Here is a 25,000-nt window from a genome sequence, read left to right on the forward strand (position 1 = left end):
TACGCCGAAACGGCTGCACTGAAGGTTGAAGCAGCTGGGCTACAAGCCACCGTTTAAGTTTATCCGGATGCCAGTTGGCGTAATGCAGTCGTAGTCCCAGCCAGCTTTGCCATGCCAAACCGCTGGTTTCCATGAGGAGTTGAAGCCAGGATATGGCTAGCAATTGCGACAACAGGTATTTCCGTCTCAGTTATCTGAGATAATTGTTTACAGGAGCCGTATACGTATCCGTACGTACGGTTCTGAGAGAGGGATGAGGCGGTGACGCCTCACCCTACTCGATATTGTTTCCTGATTATCCCTAAAATTCAGCCATGATCGGACAGCGTTTTTCAATCCGCAAATAATGCAAATGACGCGATTTTTCCTTACGCATTAGGTCACTGCAGTCGTTCAATAATCCCTATTCTGTAATAATTGAACCGGCCGACGCAGATGAATAACCATCAGGTTTTCAGGTAAAATCAACGCATTTGCGCTTTTTGCGTTGTTCGCGGACAGATCTCTTTCCCTGCAGTAGCTGAGTTATAGGGGTAATCAGATATAGTTTTGAAAATATTCTGAAAAGGCCGGTTCAAGCGTAGTGAAATCGGCAAGTATCGTTATCAGAGTCAGATCTTGTGCCTGATCCGCTGCGCTTGATCATGCCTACATGAGGCTTCGTAACCTATAATCTGAGCTGACTAACCCGCATAAATATGGATGCCAATGGAGCGGAAGATTCTGTTATCCGTAAGGAACGCCCGTCGTATCTTTCGCCTGGGAGAGGTGGATGCTTCTCTCGATATTCTCGATGGCGAGTTCATGGTCATCATCGGCCCGAGTGGTTCGGGTAAGAGCACCCTGCTCAACCTTTTCGGCGGCATGGATCATCCCACCAGCGGGAAAGTGCTGTACGAAGGGAGAGATCTGGCGCAGGCGGACAGTGGGTTGTCTCAGTGCCTGATGCGGAGATGAAGGGTGGGCAATCGGTACGGGTAGCTGCAGAAAATAGATCGTTTCCGGGCTGATGGTATGATGCGTCACTGGATGAATTCAGGCGGGAGCTGAATGAAAGCGCTGCTCAACTTTTTTGTCGATCTCTGTCTGTTGCGTGCTGCGCCACAGGACCTGTCGGCGTCCAGCGTTATTCTGGCAGGGACATTCCTGCTGAATATCCTGGTCAGCCTGCTGATGATCGTTGACGCGAGGCACGGTCCAGGCCTGGCGATGATTGAAAGCCTCTTCGAGACCTTCCTGATGCTGGCTGCTCTCTATCTGGCGTTGCGAACCCGCAGTCTGAGAGGGCGATTTCAACAGTCGGCCACCGCCCTGATGGGCAGTGGGCTGTTGCTCGGTCTGCTGGCCCTGCCCTTGGTGGCCTGGAGTCACCGCAGTGAATCCACCGAAGCGGGCCTGTTGCTGTTGCTGCTGATTATCTGGAGCATCGTGGTGCTGGGACACATCATTCGCCACACTTTTGGTGTGACCCTGAATATCGGGGTGGCCTTGGGGGTGCTCTATACAATGCTTGCCTGGTCGATGGTAGCCAGACTCTTTCCGGTAACCTGATGCACATCCATATCCTCGGTATCTGCGGCACCTTCATGGGCGGCATCGCGCTGTTGGCGCGCTCACTTGGCCACACGGTCAGTGGTTCTGACAGCAACGTCTATCCACCCATGAGTACACAACTCGAGGCGGCAGGCATCAGGCTCCTGGAGGGTTATAAACCCGAGCATCTGCAACCGGCGCCGGATCAGGTCGTGGTGGGCAATGCCATGTCCCGCGGTAATCCGGCGGTTGAGGCGATGCTCGATCAGGGCATCCCCTATACGTCCGGTCCCCAGTGGCTTGCAGAGCATGTATTGCAGGGGCGTTGGGTGCTGGCGGTGGCGGGCACTCACGGCAAAACCAGCACCGCCAGTCTGCTGGCCTGGATCCTGGAGCATGCCGGGTTGGCGCCTGGGTTTCTGATCGGCGGAGTGCCAGAAAATTTTGGCGTATCGGCCCGCTTGGGTGATACCCCTTTCTTTGTCGTTGAGGCGGACGAGTACGACACCGCTTTTTTCGATAAGCGCTCCAAGTTTGTTCACTACCACCCCCGTACCCTGGTGATGAACAATCTGGAGTTCGATCATGCCGATATCTTCGACGACCTGGAGATGATCCAGCGCCAGTTTCACCATCTTGTGCGCACGGTACCCGGCAGTGGGCTGATCATCGCACCGCTCGATGACAGTAATCTGGGAGAGGTGCTCGACAGGGGCTGTTGGACCCCGGTGGAGTATTTCGACCCCAAACACGAAGCCTACTGGCATACCGAGAACAGCAGCCGGGACGGCAGCAGTTTCGATGTGGTGTGTGATGGCGAGCGGGTGGGGCGGGTGAGCTGGGATCTGATCGGTCGTCACAACGTCTCCAACGCACTGGCTGCGCTGGCGGCGGCGCGTCATGCCGGTGTACCGCCGAAGACAGCAATCGAGGCGTTGAGTGATTTTCGCAATGTGAAACGGCGCATGGAGCTGCGGGGAGAGGTCTGGGGAGTCAGGGTCTATGATGACTTTGCCCACCATCCGACCGCCATCGAGACTACCCTCCAGGGGTTAAGGGACCAGGTGGGGGATGCCCGGATTATTGCGCTGCTGGAGCCCAGATCGAACACCATGAAACGGGGCGTGCACGCCGACCAGCTGGCTGGGGCGCTGAAGGCTGCGGACCGGGTTTTACTCTTTGCGCCGGTTGATCTTACCTGGGATGCGGCAGCAGTGCTCCGTCCTCTGGGTGGGACGGTAGCGGTATTCGATGAGGTGCAGGCCATTATCGATAGCATTGCAGGAATGGTGGAGCCGGGTGATCATCTCCTGGTGATGAGCAACGGCAGTTTTGAGGGCATTCATCAGCGTCTGCTGGATGCGCTTGGGAAAGATAGAGGGTAAATATGGAACCAAAAGACGGCCCCATTTCGCTTGCCATTACCGGTGCCTCCGGCAGTGCTTATGCGCTACGTCTGCTGGAGTGCCTCATTGGAGCGGGGCGGAACGTCTATCTGATGATTTCACAGGCCGGACAGATTGTGCTCAAGATGGAATCGGATCTGGAGTTGCCCGCCCAGCCCGCTGAGGCGCAGAAAATACTGGCACAACGCTTCAATGCGGCAGAAGGTCAGTTGCAGGTTTTTGGACGGCAGCAGTGGATGGCGCCGGTGGCCAGTGGTTCCAACCCGCCGGCTGCGATGGTGGTCTGTCCCTGCACCACGGGCTCCCTCTCCGCCATCGCCTGTGGCGCCAGTAACGACCTGATCGAACGGGCTGCCGATGTGATGCTGAAGGAGCGGCGCAAGCTGATCCTGGTGGTCAGGGAGACCCCCTTCTCGGAGATCCATCTGGAAAATATGTTGAAATTGGCGCGAATGGGGGCGTTGATACTGCCGGCTAACCCCGGTTTCTACAACAATCCGGAATCGGTCGATGATATTGTCGATTTCATGGTTGCCCGGATCCTGGATCATCTTGACGTGGAAAATGCGCTTTTGCCACGCTGGGGCGGGTGATTTCAGGCTGCCAGGGTAGGCCGGTTCAAGTGCAGCGGAACCGGCAACCCCATCTGTTCTGTCAATTCGAAAATGCCCGATCCGCCACGCTTGATCGGGCCTGCGCCATGAACAGTGACAAGCCTGTTTTCACTCGGAATGAAAAGGGTTACAGGGTTTTTACATAGGCCGCCAAAGCGAGGCGTTGAGCCGTATTGATGCCGGGGAAGCTGGACATCACCGTGCCGCCTTTTTCGATCTTCTCCGCAATTTCCTCGATCGACTCATCTGATCCTGCGATGCGTAACAGCAGGCCGAACTTGCCGGTGCCTTTTTCACCGTGGCAGGACTGACAGCCGTCGGCGAACATCTCTGCCGGGGTGGTGGTGATGGATGGGCTGTACTCGCTGGCGCCGCAGCCGGTGAGCAGTGCTGCTGCTGCCAGGGTGCCGATAAATTTGGTCGTTGTATTCATTATGGTTTCCATTTATTGGATAAAGATGATAATTGGGTTTATTGCCCAGTGGTCGGTTGCGCGGATGATAACAAATCAGCGGAGTCGCATCCTGCCGGGCGGTAAAAAGCCTATTTATTACGCGGCTATGTGGTTTGCTCAGTCGATAAGTGTGGTCTGGTTGCGGCCGTTCTGTTTGGACGTGTAGAGCGCCGCATCGACCCGTTTGATCAAGGTCTCTGCGGTATCTGTTGTCGCCAGTGCGGTGGCGCCAAAACTGGCAGTGACCCGGCCTACTGCAGTAAAACTGTGGTCAGAGATCCACATGCGAAGATTCTCAGCGATGTTTCTGGAGACATCGGCATCGGCCAAAGGGGTGATGATCATAAACTCCTCACCTCCCCAGCGGGCCAGGATATCGCTCTTGCGGATGTGCCGCTGCACGATGGATACCGTCTGCTTCAGCACTTCATCGCCAATGTCGTGTCCGAATGTGTCGTTGACCTTTTTGAAATGGTCGATGTCGAACATGATCAGGCTGAGTGGATTGTTGGTTTCCCGAGCCCACCTGATCTGCTCATCCAAGGCGTCATCGAACTTCATGCGGTTGTAGATATTGGTCAGCCTGTCTGTTTCCGCCAGTTGCTTCAACTGATTTTGCATCTCCACATGATGGGTGATATCCCGGTGGGACTCGATGATCTGTGAAACTTGGCCGTTTTCATCGAATACCGGCGTGGCGCGTACCTCTGCGTAGATCACGTTGCCATCATTGCTGAAGTGCTTATGGATAACGCTGTATGCCTGGCCGGTCTCTCTTATCTCTTCGATGGGGCAGGGATCGTGTGTGCCTTTGCACGGCGTGTCACGTTTGTGGGAGAGCCGGAAACAGGTGGTACCCGCAGGTATCTCGTTTCCGCCGCAATAGATGTCGCGGGCTGACTGGTTGGAGAGTTGCAGGCTGTAATCGTTGATGTTGATTACCAGCGTGGGATCGGCAATGGTATCCAGTATTTTCTGGATGTAGTTGTGGGAGCGGATCAACCGTTCTTCTGCTCTTTTCAGCGGGGTGATGTCGTTGATGTAGGCAAAAAAATGGGTGGTTCTGCCTTGTCGGTCGCGAATGATGGTAGTCGTGTCCTGAATCCATAGACGCTCTCCTGAAGCCGTGACCACCTGATAGGGGGTTCGCTCGAACCAGGAAGAGGTCAAATCCCGGGTCTTTTCTGTTTCATCAGCAACCTGCTGGAGAAAATCGGGTGCGATGATGCTCGAGAGCGTCAGTTCCCCACTGAAAAAACGCGCTGCCGGGTAGCCCAGCAGGGTCTCAACATTGGCTGAGATGTAGTCCACTGGCCAGCCAAAAGCATAACGCCACCGGATGATGGTAGTGGGGCCACCCACGAAGAGATCGCGTTCATCACTGATGGCTTGGTGCAACTGCAGGATCTGTTGCTCCGAGTATTTCTGTTTTGACCGGTTCCAGAGCAGAAAACCGATTGCGATGGCGAGTACCAGGGCAAACAGTGCCACTGCAGGAAGAAGTTCCTGGAGTTTGCGGTCGGTTCTCTGCTGAAGCTGGTTTTCAGCTATGTAGTGCACAAGGATAAAAAGGTGGTCACTTTGATCGCTGAGGGTATCGGATGATGTAATCCGCTCATGACTGGTGGGACGGGCAAAGCTGAACAGTCCCTCGGGGCCGACGTATTGGCCACTGCTTTTTGCATTGATATGGAGCCATGCATCCGGAAAATCCGCCTGAAAATCTATTTCTGGTTGGTTGGGGAACATGAAATTCCAGGCCAACTCCTTGATGTGGCTGATGATGTAATCGCCCTGTTCATTGAGCAGCAGGGCATGCCCCTCGAAACCGCTCACATTTTCCTCAAGATCTGACAGCAGCTCCCGGCCCAGATAGTTCACCACAAGCACGCCGATCTTCTCCCCGGTTGGATCGGTCACTGGGGTTGCAAAACGAATCATGGGTTTGAGCGGAACCTCCACCTCGCCATGTTCCATATTGAGATCAAAGCGCGAAGTATAGATTTGGTTCGGCAGGATGCCGATGGATTTAGTGAAATAGTAACGGTGCGCCTTTGACTGCAGTGATTCCAGAGGTACGGTTTCCGGGGCGCCGCCATTGTAGTTGATACGGATTCTCTCCATACCATGATTGTCGATGAAACGGATCTGGTCATAGCGTTTTTTCTTTGCGCTGAAATTCAGTAGTTCCTGGGAGGCGGAAACGATTGCATGGGCCTGGTCGCTCTCACGGTGGAGATTTCGTATATGTGAAATGTTGGCGAGATAAAGAAGATCTGAGTGGATCTCTTTAAAGGCCAGTTCAAATCGGGTGATTTGCCGATTGAGCAGTAGGCCGGATTGAGTCAGCAGCGCCTGTTGCTGGCTATTGTATAGCTGGTGCCAAATGCCCAAAATCACCAAGCCGAAAATCACTGCAAGAAGCCCGAAGCCAAGCAGATATTGGTGAGTGAGTTTCATCATTGTGGCAACGTCAGACTTGTCAGAACACTGTTGTCGTTGTGTCGTTCATGATCTTTCGAAAAATTACCACAGCGCCCGTGACAGCCTCATTTTCAATGATTGGCGTACTGGTATATTCAGCTGGAAAGCTGCTGCCGTCCTTGCGCCAGAAGACCTCATTTTTTCCGCGATGGGTCAGGCCCTGGGTCAATACATGGGTGATCGGGCATTCACTTTGCGGAAAGTCACTGCCATCTTCATGGCTGTGGTGCCACATGTCATGGCTGTTTTTTCCCAACATCTCATCGACTTCGTAACCGAGCATGCGGGCGGCGGCGGGGTTGATGAAGGTATGTTTTCCATTCAGATCCAGGCCTAAAATGCCGTCCCCGGCAATATCCAGGATGAGTTTCTTCTGCTGCTCGCTACGTCTGGCCTCCTCCTCCAGTCGCTTGAGTTGGTCGAGGTCGTTCATGACGGCAACCAGATATTTGATCTTGCCCTGATCATCCTTGATGCTGGAGATAGTCAACATTATCCATTTGCCCGACTGATCGGGACGCGGTAGCCTGAGTTGTACCGAAATTTGGCGGGATTGTCCGCTGCGCAGCCTGTCCAGGTTTTGTATCTCGGTGGCCAGATCCTCGCTACTGATCAGGTCATTCAGATTCTTCTCCTTGAGTTCCCTGGCGCTGTAGCCGGTGATCTCACATATCTTTTGATTGAGCTGGAGAAACCTGCCGCTGTTATCCATGTGGGCGATGCCGACAGCAGCCTGCTCAAATGTGGCGCGCAGGTGCGCTTCATTCTGTCGCAGATCAAGTTGCTGTGATTTCAGCGTCTTGTTGAGGCGGGAGACTCGCAGCAGCAGGAAGACGAGCATCAGCAGGGCACCGATAAACAGGATGATCCAATACCAATAGGTTTTGATTGCAGCCTTGAGTGTGATCCTGTAGTCCTGATCGAAAGGACTAAGTGCCAGTTGTTGAAGCACATCCCGTACCGGCTGGTAGTTCTCGGGAATGTTCCAGCCCTTGATTTTGGCGTTTTGGGACGCAGTACTGTCTGCGGGCATCTGCAATAGGGCAACCGCGACCTGACGCGCTAATTCAGAGGACGTGTGTGGGAGCTTTGCAATTGGCCACTCGGGATAGAGAGGCGTGCTGGCCGCATAGGGAAAGGTGCTGAACTGCTGTGAGTTGATGACGCGCAGTAGTCCAATATTGATTTTGCCCTCTTTTTCCATCCGCTCGAGGGTGTCGGTGCGGACAATACCGACATTCGCCCTGCGTTCAAGAATTGCCTGTACCACCTCGTCATGGGTGTTGAGAAACTCAAGCGAGGCGAAGTCATATTCGTCCAGTCCTGCCTTTTGGATCTCATTTAGCGCCATGACCCATCCCCCCAGGGATGTTGAATGTACGGCGGCAATGCGCTGATTCTCCAGATCGGCCAGGGAATAGATGTTCAGGTTGTCCGAACGGGTAAAGATGACGCTGCCGAAATGGGTGGTATCGACACCGGGTGACAGCTGGTTGACCATGGTCAGTACCCTCTGCACACGGTATTTGTGGGCGAGATCGATGTAGATACCGGAATTGATGATGACGAAGTCCACCAGCTGGTTTTTGACCAGTATTGGTATGTCGTCGAAGGGCATGGGCACGATACGAAAGCGGTAGTTGGGTAACCTCTGGGTGAGGTAGTCGGCTGTCGCATCCCATTTGGCACTGGCCTTGGCTGCACCCCGTTTGGCAAGTACGCCGATTTTTATCTCTTGACTCTCCTCAGTCTCGGCAAATCCGGTCTGGATAAATGAGAGGAGCAGGCAGAGTAGCGTCGTCATGACAAGCCATTGGTGTCTGAATCTGCCAGGAGAAGGTGCTGCGTCTATCATGGGCCTACTTGCGAAAAGGATAACTGTGCCGGTAACGGCTCGCATCATGCTTAACCAGTGTCTATCCGGAAACCCACATCTAACCACGAAGCGCACGAAGTACACGAAGAAAATTCATTGCTAATCAATCTTTTACCTTCGTGCTCTTCGTGCTCTTCGTGTCCTTTGTGGTTAAAACATTGTTTCTGGATGGACACTAACTATACATGTCGGCGCATTCGCGGCTAACTGAAATTATGGTTGATCTGTTTTTCGCATCCGGCCAGCCGGTTCAGCCGGCGTCAACAGGTCCAAGGAGAAGGGGCGCGTCAGAATCGCTCTTCTCTATGTGGATGAAATCTGCCGTATCTTTTTTCAGGATCTCCAGCGGCGTCTGAAAATCGCTCTCCGTGACAGGATAGGTCAACAGGCCGAGCAGGTATGCCTGGCGCTGGCGGGAGACGTTGCCGATCCAGAGTGGTTGTTGTTTCGGCTGTAACATCACTGGGGTGGACCAGAGACGCAACACCAACTGTTCACCTGCGCCGGGGTGTTTAACCAGGGTGATGCTTTCATAACTGCCGTCGTGAACCTGGGGCAAAAGGGGAAGTTCCTGCAGTGCCAGAGAAGGTGAGAGTATTCGCAGCAGGTTGTGCCACCCCAGCATCTCTGCCCGTTGCCAGCCCCGGCTCGCCAGGGTGTCGATCAGCGGCTGTGGTGTTCCTGCAAGCTGAACGTTGAATGGGTGATCCAATCGTTCACGTATATCGTGCCGATGGCGGGGCAGCGAGGCGGCTGCGCCCTGTTGCCAGGTTTGCAGGCTGATTGTCTGCGCCGGTGGGGCAGGGCGGTAACGCTGGAAATCCTCTATCTGATAGAGGTGGCTTCCCAGCGCGGTGGCGAAACCGGCGGTCAGCATAGCGGTAAGCGTGAGCCCCAACCAGTGACGTTCCAACGCGGCATGCCGATACCAGGCCATGCCCAGGGCTGCGATCCAGGCAGTGCCCAACAGCAGACTGGCGACTACGTCGCTCAGCCAGTGGGCGCCCAGGTAGAGCCGAGAGAGTGCCACGCCTGCGATAATGGAGCTGGCCAGGCTATAGGGCAGCCAGCGCAGATTCAACGGCAGAGTTCTGGCGATAAGGATGGCGAGAAAGCCGTAGGTCACAGTAGCACGTAGGACATGGGCGCTGGGAAACGCCCAGGGTCCCAGCCCTTCGATACCTTCCATTGGGCGGGGGATCTGCAAGCCATATTTCAGTAGTAGCGGAGTAAGCAGTCCAAAGAGCACCGCGGCCAGCCAGTGTTGCAGTGCCGGGAGGTGGCGCTCCTGGATCAGGAAAATCCCCACTGCAAAGGTCACTGCACCAATCGTAGAGAGGTCGGCAAAACGGCTGAGATGGAGCATCAGGTTGTCTGACCAGGGATTGCGCAGACTTTGAAGTCCGTTGAAGACCCAATGATCGGGCTGGCTGATCAGTGTTCCTTCCAACACGATTGCCGCGAGCAGCCCGAACAGGAAGGTGCCCAGCAGCAGCAGGGTTGCCAGGATGCCGAATCCCCTGGCTTCCGGATGGGCGGGATTACCCAGGGCGCTGGAGATCTCACCCAGGAAGGGATGTCTGGCGCCCCAGTTGGTGATGGCCTGGACGATCCGGGTGGCGTGAGGACGTATCAGCCGGAACAGTCGCCGGGAAACGGAGAATATCAGCCAGATTCCGCCCACGCCCAGGAGCAGCGCCGCCACCAGCCGGAAAGCGACTTCGGCAGCGAGTTCGAGGGAGGCCCCGAAGACGATGCCGGGCAGCAGATAGGCAGGTGCCCAAACCAGGGCAGAGATAAAATTGGCGAAAAAGAAGCGCCAGGCCGACATCTCCAGCATACCGGCAACGAGCGGAATGATCGCCCGCACCGGGCCGAAAAAACGACCGATGGCAACGCTCTTGCCGCCATATTTTCTGAAGAATTCAGTGCCGCGCTGCAGGGTTTTTGGATGGTGGCTGAAGGGCCAGAGATTGTGCAGTCGATCCTTATAGTGTCTGCCGAGCCAGAAGCTGAGTCCGTCCCCGGCGATAGCGCCTCCGACCGCCCACCAGAAGACCGGCCAGAACGCCAGAGTGCCGGTGGCGACCAAGGCGCCGAAACCAAACATCATTACCACGCCTGGTACGAGAAGTCCGACAACGGCCACCGACTCGAAAAAGGCGACCAGAAACACCACAACACCTGCCCATAGCGTGTGGTTCGAGATCCATTCCAATAGTGGGTTGAGAAGGTCGGTCACGGGGGAGAGGATAAAGGTAAAAAGACAAAGGGAAAAGAGTGAGTCTTGACCGAAAGTCCAGTGGGTACTTCGCAGCGAGGCGAACGACCGGATAAGAAGGTGGGGCTGAGGTTGGAAAAAATACTGCGTTTAATTCTTGTTGGATCTCCTCCTCTCGAGTCGCATCCTGCGACTGATTCGTCGTTGCTGGTTTAGCTTGTTGACCAGATGGAGTCCATCCAGGTAGGGAACGACTCCGTTGTGCCGGATGACCTCCCGACCTAGTGGGCTGTTGGCAAAACGGATGAATTTCATCACCTCACTTCGGTTAGTGCTCCTGAAATTACTAACCAGATAGAGTGGTCGATAGAGCAGATAGGTCCCCGATTTGATGTTTTCATAGGTAGGGGCTTTGCCTTCAAGGTTAAGGATTTTGACATTGCGTTTCCGGGCGCTACTGACACCGGTGATTGCCAGGCTGTTGAGATTGTTTTCAGTCTCCTGTTCCAGTGGGCCTGATGAGGGAAACATGATGTCAGAGGCGAAGTCCATGTTAGGTGCAGCAAAAAGATATTCCCGGATGGTGTGGCCAACACCTGAAATCTTACCCTTGCGAATTAGTAAGTCGACTGGTTGGTCATTCCCGCCCAACTGTGTCCAGTTGGTGATTTTGCCCGTGTAGACCGCTTTCAGATCCTGCAGCGAGATGTTGTTTATCGGATTCTTCTTATGGGTGATGACCACCAGCGCGTCCCAGGCAACCGGGTGAAATTGAATCGATTTCTCCGCGGGGTCATTCCATAGTTTGTTACGGCAACTACCGCCAATGTCAACTTTGTTGGCAGCGACCTGGCGTATGCCTTTTGTGGCTCCGCCCCCGGAGAGTTGGATCTCAGTCTGTGTCTCCCGTTGGTAAGCGTGGCTCAACTCAGCCATGAATGCCTTTTTAGTGATGCCGCAACCAACCCAGGTCAAGGTGTTGCTGTAAGCTGGAGATAGAGTGAGGCAGAGCAGGCAGGTGAGGACGAATTGGCGAACGGTAGGATACAAGTGGATATCTCCTCAATCGGACTCCCTTCCATTCTAGTTAATTTTATAATGAGTCGATTATCGTCCAGATTTAATTTGAAAACAATTGTGACTGGGTCAGAGAGCAAATTCTCTTCCCCGAGAAGCGCCAATGTTTTCAGATAATTCCTACAAAGGACACAGATTTTTCTGATAGGTGCACCGGGACGTGAGTAGTATATTAATTCCCAGCAAGGACGGCCGATGAATTTCGGAGGGGGCAGGGAAGTCCCGCCTTGTATCAAGGTTAGTGACAGGGATGTTCTGCTAACCAGACACAAAGGATGGTGTCGAACCGGATGCCCGCGCCAGGGATTGGTGCGGGCTTTCGTCTTTGCCGCCTGCGTAAAGAACGGTTCGCATGAAAATAGATTTGTCCCCTTTTTACCTTTCTGTGACCCCATCGCATTCACGAATGTGAAAAAAGAAATAGCATTAATTGGAATTCTGTTGATTGGTTGGGGAAAAAGGGATGAAAAGAAAGCTTGGTCTTATGGTGGCATGGCTCGGAATGGGGCTGCTTGGAAATAGTGCGATGGCTGAAGGTTTTTCATTGACCGGTAAGGCCGGCACTCTGGGATTGGGCCTGGAAGGCACCCTGGGAATGACTGAGTCGCTGAACGCGCGCTTGGGTTTCAACGGGTTTAATTACGATTACTCATATACGCTGGATGATACAGATTACGACCTGACGTTGGATCTTCAGACGATTTCGCTGCTGGCCGACTGGCACCCGTTTGATTCTGGTTTTCGCGTCAGTGCCGGGCTGATGTCCAACAATAACGAGCTAACTGGCAGTGCGCTGCCTGTCGGCGGTTCTTTGAATATTGGCGGTACCGACTACGATGTTGGGCTCGATGCAATAATCGGCTTTAATTCCACTGCCCCCTATCTTGGTATTGGCTGGGGCAATGCCGTTAGCGCTGACAAGGGTTGGGGCTTTAATCTCGATGTGGGAGTACTGTTTCAGGGGTCACCTGAGGTCAGTTTGACGCCGTTCGGTGCTGATGCTGGCATCGTGGATGCCGACGATTTGGCAGCCGAAGTGCAGCGTGTGGAAAGCGACATCGAACACTTAAAGTATTATCCAGTGGTCTCGCTAGGCGTCTCCTACAAATTCTAAGCCTTGCCTTAAATCATAAAGTAAAATCGGTCGGTGTCCGAACGAAAAAGGGGACAAATTTAATAAATTTGTCCCCTTTTTTGGATCAGGTCAATGCGAATGTTGTTCCTCGACTGATGCGGTTCGCAAGCTCGGCAACTGCTCCATGCGTTGCTCTACCTCCTGCATCCATGCAGTCGTCACCACATCCTACTTTCTATTTCATCTCGCTAAAAACCTCAGCTGCAGCGTTGATAGTCGCCTGCAGATCCGCATCGGAGTGGGCGGCGGAGACGAAGCCTGCCTCGTAGGATGAGGGGGCGAGATAGACGCCGCGATCCAGCATGGTGTGGAAAAACTGCTTGAAGCGCTCCTGATTGCAGGCGGTGGCGCCGGCAAAATCGGTGACCTTGTCGGCGTCCGTGAAGAAGAGGCCGAACATGCCGCCTATGTGGTTTTCCGCCATCGGGATGCCGGCCGTTTTGGCCTTCTCCATGATGCCGTTGACCAGGGTCTCCACCTTGGCGGAGAGGGTGTCGAAGAAGCCTGGTACGGAGATCAACTCTAGGGTCTGCAGTCCGGCGGTCATTGCCACCGGATTGCCGGAGAGGGTGCCGGCCTGATAGACGGGACCCAGCGGGGCGATCTTCTCCATGATCTCCCGTTTGCCACCGAAGGCGCCGACCGGCATGCCGCCGCCGATCACCTTGCCCAGGGTGGTGAGGTCGGGCTTGATGCCGTAGTGGCCCTGTGCACCGCCAAGGGCGACGCGGAAGCCGGTCATCACCTCATCGAAGATCAACACACTGCCGTGCTGGTCGCAGACTTCACGCAGGGCCTGCAGAAAGCCGGGGACCGGGGGGATGCAGTTCATGTTACCCGCTACCGGCTCGACGATGATGCAGGCGATCTCGTCGCCGATCCTGGCAAAAGTCTCTTTGACCTGTTCTGCGTCATTGTAGTTTAGGGTGATGGTGTGCTCCGCCAATGAGGCGGGTACGCCAGGGGAGGAGGGTTCTCCCAGGGTCAACATGCCGGAGCCCGCCTTCACCAGCAGGGAGTCGGAGTGGCCATGGTAACAGCCTTCGAATTTAACGATCTTGTCCCGGCCGGTGTGGCCGCGGGCGAGGCGGATCGCTGACATGGTGGCCTCGGTGCCGGAGCTGACCATGCGTACCATGTCCATGCTCGGCACCAGCTCGCAGACCTTGTCTGCCATCTGGCTCTCAAGTTCGGTGGGGGCGCCGAAACTCAGCCCTTTGTCGATAACAGATGCGACGGCTTCGATCACCTCGTGATGGGCGTGTCCCAGAATCATCGGACCCCAGGAGCCGACATAGTCGATATAACGTGTGCCATCCGGGTCGAAGATGTAGGGTCCGGCGGCGCAGTCGATGAATACAGGATCACCGCCGACGCCCTTGAAGGCCCGCACCGGCGAATTCACGCCACCGGGAATATGTTGCTGTGCATGGGCGAAAAGGTCGTGAGAACGGCTCATCGTGGTAAATCCTCCGGTTGGAATAGTTTAGTTAATCTTGTCGCGGCGAGACGAATGTCTGTCTGGTTGAAAATCGCTTCGATGACAGCCAGCATATCGGCGCCCGCGTCTATTAGTGGGCCGCCATTCTCCGGCGTAATGCCGCCGATGGCAACCAGTGGCTGCGGCAGTTCACGGCTGGCCTGGTGCAGCAGTTCGGGGTCGGCCTGTACCGCATCGGGTTTCGTCTGTGAGGGGAAGAAGCGCCCAAAGGCGAGATAGTCCGCTCCAGCGCGGCTCGCTTCACGGGCCAGTTCAAGCTGGTTGTAGCAGGAGACGCCGATGATCGCCTCCGGTCCCAATAGTGCTCTTGCCTGTGGCAGGGAGACATCGTCCCGGCCCAGATGGATGCCGTCGGCGCCGATGCTTCTGGCCAGTTCCAGATCGTCGTTGATCAGCAGCAGCGCATGGTGCTCCCGGCACAGATTGAGCAGGGTCTTTGCCTCGTTTTGCCGCCGCGGCCTGTCGTCGCTTTTGTCCCGGTACTGGATGATGCAGGCGCCTCCCTGCAGGGCTTGGGCGACTTGTTCAGTCAGGTTTTGGTTCTGTGCAAGCGCTGTGTCAGTGATGGCGTAGAGACCGTGCAGCCGGGTATCTCTGTTCATGTTTGGGGTTGGCAGGTGTGGCGCTGCAATCGGTCCGGCAGGGATTGGCAACGACCGCTGCGAAAGCCGTTCAGTAGACTATTCCAGGTGTATTGCTGGGCATTATTGACCGCTTCAAGCAGATCTCTTCCGCTTGCCATATTGGCTGCAATGGCCGCAGCCAGGGTGCAGCCGGAGCCGTGGTACTCGCCGGGCAGGCGCTGCCAATCTGCTTGATTGAGCAACCCCGTTTTGTCGTAGAGGCGGTTGGTTACGCGGTCACTCTGTTCGTGGGTACCGGTGATCAGAACATGTTCAACACCGGTTTCGAGTAGAGTGCGGGCGCACTGTTCCAGTGACGCCTCATGCGGTGACAGACGACGAACCTCAAGGCTGTTTGGGGTGATCAAAGTACATAGCGGCAGCAGCTGTTGCCGGATGGTTGACAACAGGTTCTCAGTGGTCAGCAGAGTACCGCCGCCAGCTGCCAGCACAGGATCGAGAACCACTGGAATGTTTTCAAGCTCCTGCAGCAGCTCTGCTATAGCACGGGCGATGGCTGCGTCTCCCAGCAGGCCGATCTTGACGACTGAGACCTGGCAGTCATTCAAAACGGTCTCTGCCTGGGCGATGACCTGCTTGGCGGGAAGTGGCATCACTGCCTGCACGTCGCAGCTGTCCTGCAGTGTCAGGCAAGTGATTGCAGTGGCACAGTGGCAACCATTTGCGCCGACCGCCTCGATATCGGCCTGTATGCCTGCGCCGCCACCGGGATCGTGGCCACCGATGGCGAGTACGACCGGTAGTTTGCGGGATGAGGGTTTCATGTGGGGGATTGTACGTTTTTTTTCCTTTTCGGTAATGGATTACCCTGCAATTGTCATTGCAAGCAGACCAATACAGGGTTTTTACTAGGATTGGTCGGTTTGCCTGCTAAACTGTGAGTTACGGTATCCCGCCGACGAAGTGTTGAGACCGGGTGTAGGTAGTGGGACCCGGAGCATCAGGTCACAGCAAGCGGAGAAGGTTCATGAGTCCATATCAGCAAAATATGACAGACGTAGCCCGCAATTTTTGCGAGTTGGTCGATCGTCTGCAGGATGGCGATGAGAAATGGCTGCATGAGGTCGCGAGTCTCCTGCCCCGCCTGCACGCCGCAGTTTCATCGATAGAGCAGCCGGATGAAGACGATGGACACTATGTATATGCCGATCTGGATGCCCGTTTTGAACTCTACTCCTATCTGCGTCAGCTGCTGGGTGAACGCGATGGCTATTGGATGGAGTTTGATGTGGCGGCGGATGGTCAAAGCATGAGCGGCAGCCTCGCAGATGACCTGACCGACATCTACTGTGAACTCAAGCATGGCCTGAAGGTGATGGAGGGGGAGCCGGATCAGGCCATAGAAGGGTGGCGAAAGGGTTACCATCTGCATTGGGGACAACATCTGGTGGATGCCGAGCGACATCTCTACGAACTCAAGGCCCGCAATCAGCTCGATCTATAGCCCGTTTTCTTCGCTGCATCCAGTCACTTGGGGATTCAGTGGCGAAGAATGTCTATTCCGTAATACCTCCTGAAAAGCTGGGTTTAGTGGTTCTTTGTATAATCTTTTGCTAACATACGCAGCCTTTATCAGATGATTTTTAGGAGAAATCGGGATGAGTGGTACTGCACTGACCGAGAGTGACCTGACCCTGACCACGCTTGCCCAGACTAAAATGGTTGAGCTGTTTGAGCAGGTTGAAGACAACATTGAAGGCGTACGGGTGTTTGCAACCCCAGGTGGTTGCAGTGGCGTCAGCTTCGGCATGACTTTCAGCGACGCGATCAATGCCAATGACGGTATACTCGCCTGTGAAGGTTTTAAAGTGATTGTCGATGACGGCACCATGCAGTACCTGCGCGGTGTTGAGATCGACTTCGTGGATCGTGGCGACGGCAATGCCAGCTTCGTATTCAACAATCTCCAGCCGGTTGACGGTGGTGGGGGTTGTGGCACCTGCGGTTCCTCCCAGGGTGGTGGCTGCGGCTGATCCGACCCCTTTTCGAGAATCCGAAAAACCGCGGATGGTGTTGCCACTCCGCGGTTTTTTGTGCCTGCCAGGTTGAGTTTGCAGGCCTGATCAGGCGTAGCGGATCAGGCAAATTACTTTGGTGAGTGGCAAGTCATTAATGGGTGTTGAGGTGGATCGGATATGAATCAAAAAGACGTTGAACTGGCCGTGGTTGGCGCGGGTATCAGCGGGCTTGGTTTTGCGCATATGTCCCTCAAACGGGGTATTCAGCCTCTCGTGCTGGAGGCATCGGAACAGGTCGGCGGCTGTCTGCACAGTCACTGCTTTGATACGCCGGAAGGAGAATTCTGGACGGAACTCGGCGCCCACACCTGCTATAACAGCTACGGAAACCTGCTGCAGATGCTGGAGGATACCGGTCAGCTTAAGTCACTGCTTAAAAAAGAGAAACTCCCCTATCGCCTGCTGACGCCCGCTGGCCTGAAAAGTATCCCATCGCAGCTGAAACTGACCGAGTTGTTGGGTGTGCTGCCCCGCTTGTTCCGGTCGAAAAAGGCGGGCCATACGGTTAAGGAGTATTTTGGCGGGATCATTGGCGAGCAAAATTTCCAGAAGGTGATTGGTCCAGCTCTGGATGCGGTTACCTGTCAGCCCTCGGCGGAGTTTCCCGCCGATGCGCTGTTTCGCAAAAAACCACGACGCAAGGAGATCCTGCGCAGCTTTACCGTCTCCGGAGGTGTTCAGCAGTTTGCTGTCGCTATCGCCGCTCAGTCCGGTCTTGAGATCCGCACGGGAATATCGGTTGTAGGGTTGGATCGGTTCGAACGTGGCTATCTGCTTAAACTAAGCGATGGCAGCGAGATGGAGGCGCAGCGTCTGGCCCTGGCTGTGGCGCCGGATATTGCGGCAACCTTGCTTCAATCGGTAGATCCCGAGCTGGCGGCGTTGATGTCCCAGGTTGATATGGTGGATATCGAAAGCGTTTCCGTATTTTGCGAGGCTGAGAAGCTGTCGCTGGAGCCGGTATCGGGCATCATTGGCCAGGATGATGATTTCTATTCAGCATTATCCCGCGATCCGGTGCCCGATGCCCATTATCGGGGGTTTACCTTCCACTTTCGCCCCGGACGGCTCGACGAGGCTGGGCAGCTTGAGCGTATCCGGGCCGTGCTGGGGCTTACTGAGCGGGACCTGTTGGCGACAATTTCCAAAACCAATCGCCTGCCCGCACTCAGGCTGGGACATGGGGAGCGCATCACATCGATCGACCGGATACTGCAGAACCAGCCGCTGGCGCTGACCGGCAACTGGTTCAGCGGCGTCTCCATCGAAGATAGCCTGGTGCGATCTGCAACGGAGTTTGACAGGCTTTTTTCCGTTTGAGCTACTTTTTCGGTTTCCCTGCAGCGTCGTGATAGAGCGACTTCAGGATGTCTTTGCGGCTGCCGCCAGCTGGCGGTGATGCGCTTTTCCTGCCACTGAAAAACGCGCTAATGCGTTGAAACAGGCGCTTCAGTGCACGCCAGATCTTCGGTAGCAGCCAGATAACCAGCAGCAGAAAGACCCCCAACAGAATGAGAAAGGCAATAGGGTAGTGCAGCGCTGCCCATAATCCGCCGATGACTGCAACATCCTCAGCCACGGATGCTACCCAGTTTGTTACGGGTTCCGGTGATGTGTTGATCAGGATGCGGGAACCTGTTTTGGTGAGATGACTGCCGGCAGCCATGGTGCCCCCGACCAGAAATGCAGCAAATTCAGCCGCCTCGCCGACCCCCAGGCCGCTGACTGCGCCGGCAGCCAGTACCGCACCTGCCGGAATTCGGATGAATGTATGGATTGCGTCCCAGGCCGTATCGACTCCGGGGGTCTTGTCGGCAAAGAATTCGACGCAGTACATGATGCCCGCAGCCGTCATCACCATCGGGTCGGAGAGTATCTCCAATCCTGGTGGCAGATCGACATTCCCGGTGGCGCCCATATAACCCAGCATGAAGACGGCGGCATAGAGATTGAGGCCAGCGGCCCAGCCTGCCCCGAGCGTCAGGGCCAGTATCTCGACGGTATCCATAGCTTATCCTTGATGTTTGCTTCCACTATTATATTAGGGCCATTGCAGGCAGTTTCCAGTCCGCCTGAGTGTTTTTTGCCTTTTTGGCGTTTTCCGTCTCTCACAGGACGTTCCACTTCCGCTTTCCAGATTCTGTCCGTATTATTAATCGTTCGTGTTGAAGATGAAGTGTTAAGGATTCGAGAGCGATGATCAGAGTGGGAATCGTCGGCGGTACCGGCTATACGGGTGTGGAACTGCTGCGTCTGTTGGCGAAACATCCAGAGTGCGACCTGGTGACTATAACCTCCCGTTCAGAGGCGGGGCGTCTGGTAGCGGATATGTTTCCCAGTCTGCGCGAGCATGTGGATCTTGTTTTTGTCGAGCCGGATCCTGCAACCCTGCGGGGTTGTGATCTGGTCTTTTTCGCCACGCCTAACGGTATTGCCATGCGCCAGGTGCCGGAACTGCTGGATGCGGGCGTAAAGGTGATCGATCTGGCCGCAGACTTCCGGATCACCGATCAGTCGGTCTGGGAGCACTGGTACGGTATGGACCACGCCTGCCCGGAGCGTCTGCCTGAAGCTGTGTATGGTCTGCCGGAGATCAATCGCGAAGCTGTGAAGCAGGCACGCCTGGTGGCGAATCCCGGCTGCTATCCTACGGCGGTGGCATTGGGTTTCCTGCCTTTGGTCGAGCAGGGATTGATCGACCTGGATTATCTGGTTGCAGATACCAAGTCCGGTGTCAGTGGCGCCGGTCGTAAAGCGAGTGTGCCTGCCCTGATGGGTGAGACCGGAGAGAGCTTCAAGGCGTATGCCATTCCAGGGCATCGTCACCAGCCGGAGATTCGTCAGACACTTTCCCGGGCAGCCGAGCGGGATGTCGGTCTGACATTTGTGCCCCACCTGGTGCCGATGATCCGGGGTATCGAGGCGACACTTTATGCCCGGCTGAAATCGACGGATAGGGATCTGCAGGCGCTGTTTGAAAAGCGTTACCGGGATGAACCGTTTGTGGATGTTATGCCTGCAGGTTCACACCCGGAGACCCGTAGTGTGCGCGGCATCAACCACTGTCGGCTCGCGGTACACCGGCCGTTGGATGGTGATGTGGTGGTAGTGACCTCGGTCATCGATAATCTGGTGAAGGGTGCTGCTGGTCAGGCGGTGCAGAATATGAATCTGATGTTCGGGCTGGCCGAGAATACTGCGCTGGACCAAGTGGCCTTATTGCCTTGAGAGCAGAGTGCTGAATGATTTCACATAAACGATACCAGGTCCCCAGGATTGTCGTTCCTGGCGGGCGTGGACGATGGTTGCGCCTGTTCCCTGTTCTGCTGCTGGTATTGGCGGCGGCCTGGTTGGGATTTCAGCAGGGGCAGACGCGGACGAAAGGTATCCAGGCCATTGATCGTGCCGGCCTGAATGATTCTTTGAATGAGCTGAAGGTCGAAAGGGGTGAACTGCGCCGTAAGCTGGCTATGGCGGAGCAGATTGCGAAGGTGGATCGTGAAGCGATGCGCGCGGTCAGGGAGCAGATCAAGCAATTCCAGGACGAACGTCTGAAATTGGAGGAGGAGCTTGTCTTTCTGCGGGGCATCGTCTCAACGGATAGCAAAAAAGAGGGTTTGAGGATCCAGAATTACAAACTGGAACCCGGCCTTGAAAGCGGCCAGTTCCTGGTTAAGTTTTCTGTCAGTCAGGTATTGAAAAGTGGCCCGGTGGCCAAGGGGCGGATTCTTATCCGCGTTGAAGGCCTGCAGCCGGACGGGAAGGCAAAGACTTTTGGCCTCGAAGAACTGACGGAAGACAAGACACCGAGCATCAAGATGCGTTTTCGCTATTTTCAGAATGTGGAAGGTAAATTGAAACTTCCGGACGACTTTAAACCCGCCAGTTTGACTATTGAAGTCAAACCGACCAACAAGAAACTGGCGCCAGTGACTGAAACTTACGAATGGTCACCGCAGGCCTGACAGGATACAAAGCAGATGAGGTTTGGCATGAGAAAAAAGCGATTCCGCGCGCCGAAGATTACAACAGTTATCGGCAAGGAGACCCAGATCCGGGGAGATATTCAATTTTCCGGTGGGCTGCATGTGGACGGCGTGATCAAGGGTAATGTCTCCTCTGCGGAAGGAGATGAAAGGGCAACCTTGACCCTGAGTGAAGATGGCTCCATCGAAGGAGATGTACGGGTCGCCAATGTCATGCTGAACGGTAATGTGATCGGAGATGTCTATGCGGGTCACCGGGTGGAGTTGGCGCCTAAGTCCCGGATCACGGGAACGGTCTGTTACGATCTGCTGGAGATGGCGATGGGTGCCGAGGTCAATGGGCAGCTCGTGCATGCGCAGGATATGGAGCAGCGTAAATTGGGTTTTGATGGTGACAATGGTGTTGAGGTCGGGGTTGAGCCAGAGCAGCTTGGGTGATTTCCTCATCGTGCCGGGAATACTTGACTAAAACTCTGGGTAAAAGCATACTTTTACTTATATTGTGCATGGTCTGATTCTTTTTGACCCACCAAACAGGTTTTTAATCATGAGTACGTCAGAAGCTACCACCGAGTCTCCCCTTGTATTTACACAATCTGCGGCAACCAAGGTTGCAGCACTGATTGAGGAGGAGGGAAAGCCTGACCTGATGCTGCGAGTCTATATCCAGGGGGGCGGCTGTTCCGGTTTTCAGTATGGATTCTCTTTCGATGAGAATGAGAATGATGGTGACACCAAGGTCGTGACCGATGGCGTGACATTGCTGGTCGACCCCATGAGTATGCAGTACCTGGGTGGTGCGGAGATCGATTACACCGAGGGTTTGCAAGGTTCCCAGTTCGTCATCCGCAACCCGAATGCCAGCACTACCTGCGGTTGTGGGTCATCCTTCTCTGTTTGATTCTGAACAGATAGCTGGGATTGAAAACTGCATTTCGGCGCTGTTTTTGTAGTAATAGGCCTTGGCAGGATTCCTGGGTTTGCTCGTGGAGGGCAGGGTATGCTTACTTTGCGCTGGTTTGCATTTCAGTCTTGGGTGATATATCGTGCCTCGTTCGCGTGATCCTGGTCCCACCTGAAACGCCCTACATTTGCTGTTTCCTCACAGATGCATCTTGAAAGACAGGCGCAGGGTGCGCGGGCTTATTCGTCGGCACATTACAGAAGGTAAAAAACATTGATTACCCTTTCAGTCCGCAGTCTTCCCAGATCGACCACAGAAGAGAGCCTTACAGCACTCTTTTCGGAGTACGGCGTGGTCCGTTCTCTTAAACTGGTAAAGGATCTCTTCTCCGGTGATTGTAAGGGCTTTGCCACTATCGACATGGAAGGGCACGAAGCCCGTGCTGCTATGGCCGCGCTCGATGGCAGTGAATTCAACGGCAGCATGATTCGCGTCGGCCCAGACCGGCCGAGAAGAGGACGTGGCGGCAAACGCCGCTGAATTTGGATAGTCTGCCTGCCGGTTCTGCTTTCAGCTATCTGGAAAGCCCGGCAGGATAGATCCCCCCCAACACCACAGCTTCCTCTGCGCCGGTGACCGAAGGCAGGTTGCCCGGCAGTCCTTCCAGCGTTCTATACGCCAGCCAGGCAAATGCCATTGCCTCGATCCAGTCCGGGTCGACGGAGAGCCTTGCTGTGCTGAAAACCTCTATCGAAGGCAGGTTAGCAGCGAGACGGCCCATCAGATAGCCGTTATGTACCCCGCCGCCGCAAACGAACAGTTGCTCCGCCGCCGGGTAGTGTTGGTCAATGGCGCACGTTATGCTGAGGGCAGTGAGTTCTGTCAGTGTGGCTTGCACGTCACAGCTGGCTGACTCAACATCATCCCCGAGTATCGAATCCATCCAGTCGAGATTGAAATATTCAGTGCCGGTGCTTTTGGGCGCAGATCGGGAAAAATAGGTGTCTGTCATCATTTTGTGCAGCAATGACGGGATGATTTTGCCCGTTTTGCCCCAAGCGCCGTCGCGGTCGAAATCGAGTTGCCTGTGTCTGGCAATCCAGTGATCCAGCAGAGTGTTGCCGGGTCCTGTGTCGAACCCAGTGACCGGTTCGGCAGTATTGTTGGATAACCAGGTGATGTTGGCAATACCGCCGATATTGAGGATGACCCGATTCTTATCCCCGCTCTGGAATATCGCCTGATGAAAGGCAGGCACGAGTGGAGCGCCTTGCCCTCCAGCCGAGATGTCGCGGCGCCGGAAGTCGGCTACTGTAGTGATGCCTGTGCGCTGGGCGATGGTGTTGGCATCGCCGATCTGCAGCGAAAAGGGGTGCTGGACCCCAGGGCGGTGACGCAGCGTCTGTCCATGGCTGCCAATAGCTCTGATCTGCTCCCGGTGGCAGTCATTCTCCTTGATTAACTGCAATGTTGCCTTGGCAAAGGCCTCGCCGACCTGGATGTCCAACTCCCCGAGGCGGTCGATCTCGTTATCGCCTGGTTGGCAGAGGGCTGATAGATTTCGACGGAGTTCCGGGGGATAGGGGTGGCTGTGGTGGCCGATCAGTCTGGGGTCGCTGTCAGGCGTCAATTCAACCAGGGCAGCATCGATACCGTCCATGCTGGTGCCGGACATGAGGCCTATGTAGCAGTTGGCCTGCTTACCGGGCATTGGCGAGCAGTGTGCGGTTCAGGGTGTCGAGTTGGGAAACCAGTGGCTGAGTCTTCAGCTGAAAATCCGCTTTGTATTTTTCTGCGATGGGCTGGGCGGCGGGAAGTTTGACAGTCAGGGGATTGCGGTGCACGCCGTTGACTCTGAACTCATAATGGAGATGGGGGCCGGTGGCGAGACCGCTTTTGCCCACATAGCCGATTGTCTGTCCTTGGCTGACCTTGCTCCCCTTCTTCGCCTTCTTATTGTAGCGGGAGAGATGGGCGTAGAGGGTTGTGTAGCGTTGGCCGTGCTGCACGATAACTGTGCGGCCATAACCTCCCTTCTTGCCTCTGTGTATGATCTTGCCGTCCCCGGCTGCCTTAATCGGCGTGCCGGTCTTTGCTGCGTAGTCGACCCCACGGTGCGGACGTTTCTTACCTAACACAGGGTGCCAGCGTTCGCCGGTGAAGCGGGAGGAGATGCGGCGAAAATCGACCGGTGCACGCAGAAAAGCTTTGCGCATACTGCGCCCTTCAGGGGTGAAGTAGTCACTGTGGCCAGTTTCATCCGTGTATCTCAGTGCGCGGTAGTTGCGTCCCTGATTGATGAACTCGGCTGCCAGGATGGGACCGTCTTTCAGTTTATCTCCCTCAAGGAAATCCTCCTGGTAGATGACGCTGAATCGATCGCCACTGCGGATCTCCAGAGCGAAGTCGATATCCCAGCCGAAGATATTTGCCAGCTCCATGATCAGGGCATCAGCAAGTCCTGCATCCTGGGCGCTGAGATAGAGAGAGTTGGTGATGGTTGCACTCGTATGCGCGGTGCGGTGTTCGATGGGCTTGTTTTCTTCATTGGCGAGAAAGGAATCGCCATCGGATTTGATATGCAGGCTCTGCACCCGATTGTAGTCAAGTGCCAAAGCAAGCAAACTGCCGTTGTCGTCCAGTTGCAGGCGCAGTGTCTCACCGGGTTTTATCCGTGTCAGCTCTTTTGCCTTCTCGCTGGAATTAACGATGCGGTGTAGTAGATTGGCGCTCAGTCCATTCTCTTTAAAGATGCTGGAGATGGAGTCTCCGCTACGAATCTTCCGGGAGATCCATTGGAACTTGGATGCAGTCGTCTGGGACTCCAGGTCTGGCTCTGGTGGCACACTCCCCGGCTTGATGGGAGGATCAATGGCTGATGGAGCAGGCGCCATTGCGAGGGGAGGGGGGCTGACCTGAGGTTCAGCGCGGCTCTCTTTGCGTGGCTGCCCCGGCAGTGCCAGTGGCACGACTATCCGTCCGTTTTCCTGGGAGGGTTCAGCCTTGGTCGGAAGTTGAATCGGTGCAGTGGTCGGGCTCTCTTTTCTGTTATCCAGAAATAGTACACCTGCGGCAGCAATCGCCAGAAGCAATAGAATGACCAGCCCGCCGCGCAAAAGCTGACGGAAACGTGAGGGTTTTCTATCC

The 25,000-nt window shown here is 55.1% G+C and carries 24 protein-coding genes (1 of these 24 only partly in view); 13 read left to right on the plus strand and 11 right to left on the minus strand.

All coding sequences use genetic code 11. From position 1 onward, the window contains the following. Positions 1-708: 708 nt before the first annotated feature. From G9Q73_RS03310 to G9Q73_RS03325, 4 genes are all read left to right on the plus strand, one after another. Positions 709-957 (plus strand): ATP-binding cassette domain-containing protein, encoded by a 249-nt coding sequence (locus G9Q73_RS03310; protein ID WP_177421225.1) that lies wholly within the window; start codon positions 709-711, stop codon positions 955-957. A 93-nt stretch (positions 958-1,050) separates the two neighbouring features. Beyond that, positions 1,051-1,551: a hypothetical protein gene (locus G9Q73_RS03315; RefSeq protein WP_177418546.1), complete on the plus strand. Its 501-nt coding sequence runs from the start codon at positions 1,051-1,053 to the stop codon at positions 1,549-1,551. Beyond that, positions 1,551-2,918 carry a UDP-N-acetylmuramate:L-alanyl-gamma-D-glutamyl-meso-diaminopimelate ligase gene (mpl, locus tag G9Q73_RS03320; RefSeq protein ID WP_177418547.1) on the plus strand — a complete coding sequence of 456 codons (1,368 nt, stop codon included), beginning with the start codon at positions 1,551-1,553 and terminating at the stop codon, positions 2,916-2,918. The genes G9Q73_RS03315 and mpl overlap by 1 nt, the downstream gene beginning before the upstream one ends. A 2-nt stretch (positions 2,919-2,920) precedes the next feature. Further along, the gene (locus tag G9Q73_RS03325; protein ID WP_177418548.1) at positions 2,921-3,532 is read left to right on the plus strand and encodes a flavin prenyltransferase UbiX; all 612 of its coding nucleotides are present in this window, start codon (positions 2,921-2,923) and stop codon (positions 3,530-3,532) included. 148 nt (positions 3,533-3,680) lie between these two features. Here G9Q73_RS03325 and G9Q73_RS03330 read toward each other — a convergent pair whose 3' ends face one another. The 5 genes from G9Q73_RS03330 to G9Q73_RS03350 form a co-directional block, all read right to left on the minus strand. Continuing rightward, positions 3,681-3,986 (minus strand): c-type cytochrome, encoded by a 306-nt coding sequence (locus G9Q73_RS03330; RefSeq protein ID WP_177418549.1) that lies wholly within the window; start codon positions 3,984-3,986, stop codon positions 3,681-3,683. 138 nt (positions 3,987-4,124) lie between these two features. Continuing rightward, entirely contained in the window at positions 4,125-6,470 is a 2,346-nt protein-coding gene (locus tag G9Q73_RS03335; protein ID WP_177418550.1) for a diguanylate cyclase, read from the minus strand. A 19-nt stretch (positions 6,471-6,489) separates the two neighbouring features. Continuing rightward, positions 6,490-8,295: a PhnD/SsuA/transferrin family substrate-binding protein gene (locus tag G9Q73_RS03340; protein ID WP_177418551.1), complete on the minus strand. Its 1,806-nt coding sequence runs from the start codon at positions 8,293-8,295 to the stop codon at positions 6,490-6,492. A gap of 322 nt (positions 8,296-8,617) precedes the next feature. Next, complete coding sequence (locus G9Q73_RS03345) at positions 8,618-10,543, minus strand: bifunctional DedA family/phosphatase PAP2 family protein (RefSeq protein ID WP_177418552.1); 1,926 nt, start codon at positions 10,541-10,543, stop codon at positions 8,618-8,620. Positions 10,544-10,738: 195 nt separating this feature from the next. After that, positions 10,739-11,638 carry a substrate-binding domain-containing protein gene (locus G9Q73_RS03350; protein WP_246344973.1) on the minus strand — a complete coding sequence of 300 codons (900 nt, stop codon included), beginning with the start codon at positions 11,636-11,638 and terminating at the stop codon, positions 10,739-10,741. Positions 11,639-12,128: 490 nt separating this feature from the next. Here G9Q73_RS03350 and G9Q73_RS03355 point away from each other — a divergent pair, with 490 nt between their 5' ends. After that, complete coding sequence (locus G9Q73_RS03355) at positions 12,129-12,779, plus strand: hypothetical protein (protein ID WP_177418553.1); 651 nt, start codon at positions 12,129-12,131, stop codon at positions 12,777-12,779. 196 nt (positions 12,780-12,975) lie between these two features. Here G9Q73_RS03355 and hemL read toward each other — a convergent pair whose 3' ends face one another. The 3 genes from hemL to thiD are packed head-to-tail and all read right to left on the minus strand — an operon-like array spanning position 12,976 to position 15,709. Continuing rightward, a complete protein-coding gene (gene hemL, locus G9Q73_RS03360; RefSeq protein WP_177418554.1) occupies positions 12,976-14,259 on the minus strand; it encodes a glutamate-1-semialdehyde 2,1-aminomutase in 1,284 nt (427 codons plus the stop codon). Beyond that, complete coding sequence (gene thiE / locus G9Q73_RS03365; protein ID WP_177418555.1) at positions 14,256-14,903, minus strand: thiamine phosphate synthase; 648 nt, start codon at positions 14,901-14,903, stop codon at positions 14,256-14,258. The genes hemL and thiE overlap by 4 nt, the downstream gene beginning before the upstream one ends. Next, entirely contained in the window at positions 14,900-15,709 is an 810-nt protein-coding gene (gene thiD / locus G9Q73_RS03370) for a bifunctional hydroxymethylpyrimidine kinase/phosphomethylpyrimidine kinase (protein ID WP_177418556.1), read from the minus strand. Before thiD ends, thiE begins: the two co-directional genes overlap by 4 nt. A 203-nt stretch (positions 15,710-15,912) precedes the next feature. Here thiD and G9Q73_RS03375 point away from each other — a divergent pair, with 203 nt between their 5' ends. The 3 genes from G9Q73_RS03375 to G9Q73_RS03385 all read left to right on the plus strand — a co-directional run bounded on the left by G9Q73_RS03375 (position 15,913) and on the right by G9Q73_RS03385 (position 18,283). Beyond that, positions 15,913-16,389: a DUF5063 domain-containing protein gene (locus G9Q73_RS03375; RefSeq protein WP_177418557.1), complete on the plus strand. Its 477-nt coding sequence runs from the start codon at positions 15,913-15,915 to the stop codon at positions 16,387-16,389. 154 nt (positions 16,390-16,543) lie between these two features. Further along, entirely contained in the window at positions 16,544-16,918 is a 375-nt protein-coding gene (locus G9Q73_RS03380; RefSeq protein ID WP_177418558.1) for a HesB/IscA family protein, read from the plus strand. Between the two features lie 162 nt (positions 16,919-17,080). Further along, entirely contained in the window at positions 17,081-18,283 is a 1,203-nt protein-coding gene (locus G9Q73_RS03385; RefSeq protein ID WP_177418559.1) for a protoporphyrinogen/coproporphyrinogen oxidase, read from the plus strand. 1 nt (position 18,284) lies between these two features. Here the strand turns inward: G9Q73_RS03385 and G9Q73_RS03390 are convergent, their stop codons facing one another. Beyond that, on the minus strand, positions 18,285-18,971 hold the full coding sequence (locus tag G9Q73_RS03390; RefSeq protein WP_177418560.1) for a DUF4126 domain-containing protein: 687 nt from the start codon (positions 18,969-18,971) through the stop codon (positions 18,285-18,287). Between the two features lie 188 nt (positions 18,972-19,159). Here G9Q73_RS03390 and argC point away from each other — a divergent pair, with 188 nt between their 5' ends. The 5 genes from argC (at position 19,160) to G9Q73_RS03415 (ending at position 22,393) form a co-directional block, all read left to right on the plus strand. Further along, entirely contained in the window at positions 19,160-20,191 is a 1,032-nt protein-coding gene (gene argC / locus G9Q73_RS03395) for an N-acetyl-gamma-glutamyl-phosphate reductase (protein ID WP_177418561.1), read from the plus strand. A 14-nt stretch (positions 20,192-20,205) separates the two neighbouring features. Further along, complete coding sequence (locus G9Q73_RS03400) at positions 20,206-20,928, plus strand: DUF6776 family protein (RefSeq protein WP_177418562.1); 723 nt, start codon at positions 20,206-20,208, stop codon at positions 20,926-20,928. A gap of 27 nt (positions 20,929-20,955) precedes the next feature. After that, complete coding sequence (locus tag G9Q73_RS03405) at positions 20,956-21,387, plus strand: bactofilin family protein (protein WP_177418563.1); 432 nt, start codon at positions 20,956-20,958, stop codon at positions 21,385-21,387. Positions 21,388-21,496: 109 nt separating this feature from the next. Then, positions 21,497-21,850, plus strand: a complete 354-nt coding sequence (gene erpA / locus G9Q73_RS03410) for an iron-sulfur cluster insertion protein ErpA (protein ID WP_177418564.1) — start codon at positions 21,497-21,499, stop codon at positions 21,848-21,850. A 276-nt stretch (positions 21,851-22,126) separates the two neighbouring features. Next, entirely contained in the window at positions 22,127-22,393 is a 267-nt protein-coding gene (locus G9Q73_RS03415) for an RNA recognition motif domain-containing protein (RefSeq protein ID WP_177418565.1), read from the plus strand. Between the two features lie 34 nt (positions 22,394-22,427). Here the strand turns inward: G9Q73_RS03415 and G9Q73_RS03420 are convergent, their stop codons facing one another. Together G9Q73_RS03420 and G9Q73_RS03425 are read right to left on the minus strand one after the other, a co-directional pair. After that, positions 22,428-23,564, minus strand: coding sequence for an anhydro-N-acetylmuramic acid kinase (locus tag G9Q73_RS03420; RefSeq protein ID WP_177418566.1), 1,137 nt, complete (start codon positions 23,562-23,564; stop codon positions 22,428-22,430). Beyond that, positions 23,554-25,000: the 3' portion of an OapA family protein gene (locus G9Q73_RS03425; RefSeq protein ID WP_177418567.1), read on the minus strand. Its footprint extends 26 nt past the window's final position; the window shows 1,447 of its 1,473 coding nt (coding positions 27-1,473); its start codon lies beyond the right edge, outside the window — the gene reads right to left on this strand; the stop codon is at positions 23,554-23,556. The genes G9Q73_RS03420 and G9Q73_RS03425 overlap by 11 nt, the downstream gene beginning before the upstream one ends.

Origin of the sequence: endosymbiont of Lamellibrachia barhami (assembly GCF_011947365.2) — a bacterium.
In the GTDB taxonomy this organism is placed as follows: Bacteria; Pseudomonadota; Gammaproteobacteria; order Chromatiales; family Chromatiaceae; genus QGON01.

Coding starts and splice junctions, on each gene's coding strand:
- G9Q73_RS03355 (WP_177418553.1), top strand. CDS start 12,129: ATGAAAAGAAAGCTTGGTCTTATGGTGGCATGGCTCGGAATGGGGCTG.
- G9Q73_RS03330 (WP_177418549.1), bottom strand. CDS start 3,986: ATGAATACAACGACCAAATTTATCGGCACCCTGGCAGCAGCAGCACTG.
- G9Q73_RS03405 (WP_177418563.1), top strand. CDS start 20,956: ATGAGAAAAAAGCGATTCCGCGCGCCGAAGATTACAACAGTTATCGGC.
- G9Q73_RS03340 (WP_177418551.1), bottom strand. CDS start 8,295: ATGACGACGCTACTCTGCCTGCTCCTCTCATTTATCCAGACCGGATTT.
- G9Q73_RS03335 (WP_177418550.1), bottom strand. CDS start 6,470: ATGATGAAACTCACTCACCAATATCTGCTTGGCTTCGGGCTTCTTGCA.
- G9Q73_RS03385 (WP_177418559.1), top strand. CDS start 17,081: ATGAATCAAAAAGACGTTGAACTGGCCGTGGTTGGCGCGGGTATCAGC.
- G9Q73_RS03400 (WP_177418562.1), top strand. CDS start 20,206: ATGATTTCACATAAACGATACCAGGTCCCCAGGATTGTCGTTCCTGGC.
- thiD (WP_177418556.1), bottom strand. CDS start 15,709: ATGAAACCCTCATCCCGCAAACTACCGGTCGTACTCGCCATCGGTGGC.
- G9Q73_RS03420 (WP_177418566.1), bottom strand. CDS start 23,564: ATGCCCGGTAAGCAGGCCAACTGCTACATAGGCCTCATGTCCGGCACC.
- G9Q73_RS03325 (WP_177418548.1), top strand. CDS start 2,921: ATGGAACCAAAAGACGGCCCCATTTCGCTTGCCATTACCGGTGCCTCC.
- G9Q73_RS03310 (WP_177421225.1), top strand. CDS start 709: ATGGAGCGGAAGATTCTGTTATCCGTAAGGAACGCCCGTCGTATCTTT.
- hemL (WP_177418554.1), bottom strand. CDS start 14,259: ATGAGCCGTTCTCACGACCTTTTCGCCCATGCACAGCAACATATTCCC.
- mpl (WP_177418547.1), top strand. CDS start 1,551: ATGCACATCCATATCCTCGGTATCTGCGGCACCTTCATGGGCGGCATC.
- G9Q73_RS03375 (WP_177418557.1), top strand. CDS start 15,913: ATGAGTCCATATCAGCAAAATATGACAGACGTAGCCCGCAATTTTTGC.
- G9Q73_RS03380 (WP_177418558.1), top strand. CDS start 16,544: ATGAGTGGTACTGCACTGACCGAGAGTGACCTGACCCTGACCACGCTT.
- G9Q73_RS03390 (WP_177418560.1), bottom strand. CDS start 18,971: ATGGATACCGTCGAGATACTGGCCCTGACGCTCGGGGCAGGCTGGGCC.
- argC (WP_177418561.1), top strand. CDS start 19,160: ATGATCAGAGTGGGAATCGTCGGCGGTACCGGCTATACGGGTGTGGAA.
- thiE (WP_177418555.1), bottom strand. CDS start 14,903: ATGAACAGAGATACCCGGCTGCACGGTCTCTACGCCATCACTGACACA.
- G9Q73_RS03315 (WP_177418546.1), top strand. CDS start 1,051: ATGAAAGCGCTGCTCAACTTTTTTGTCGATCTCTGTCTGTTGCGTGCT.
- erpA (WP_177418564.1), top strand. CDS start 21,497: ATGAGTACGTCAGAAGCTACCACCGAGTCTCCCCTTGTATTTACACAA.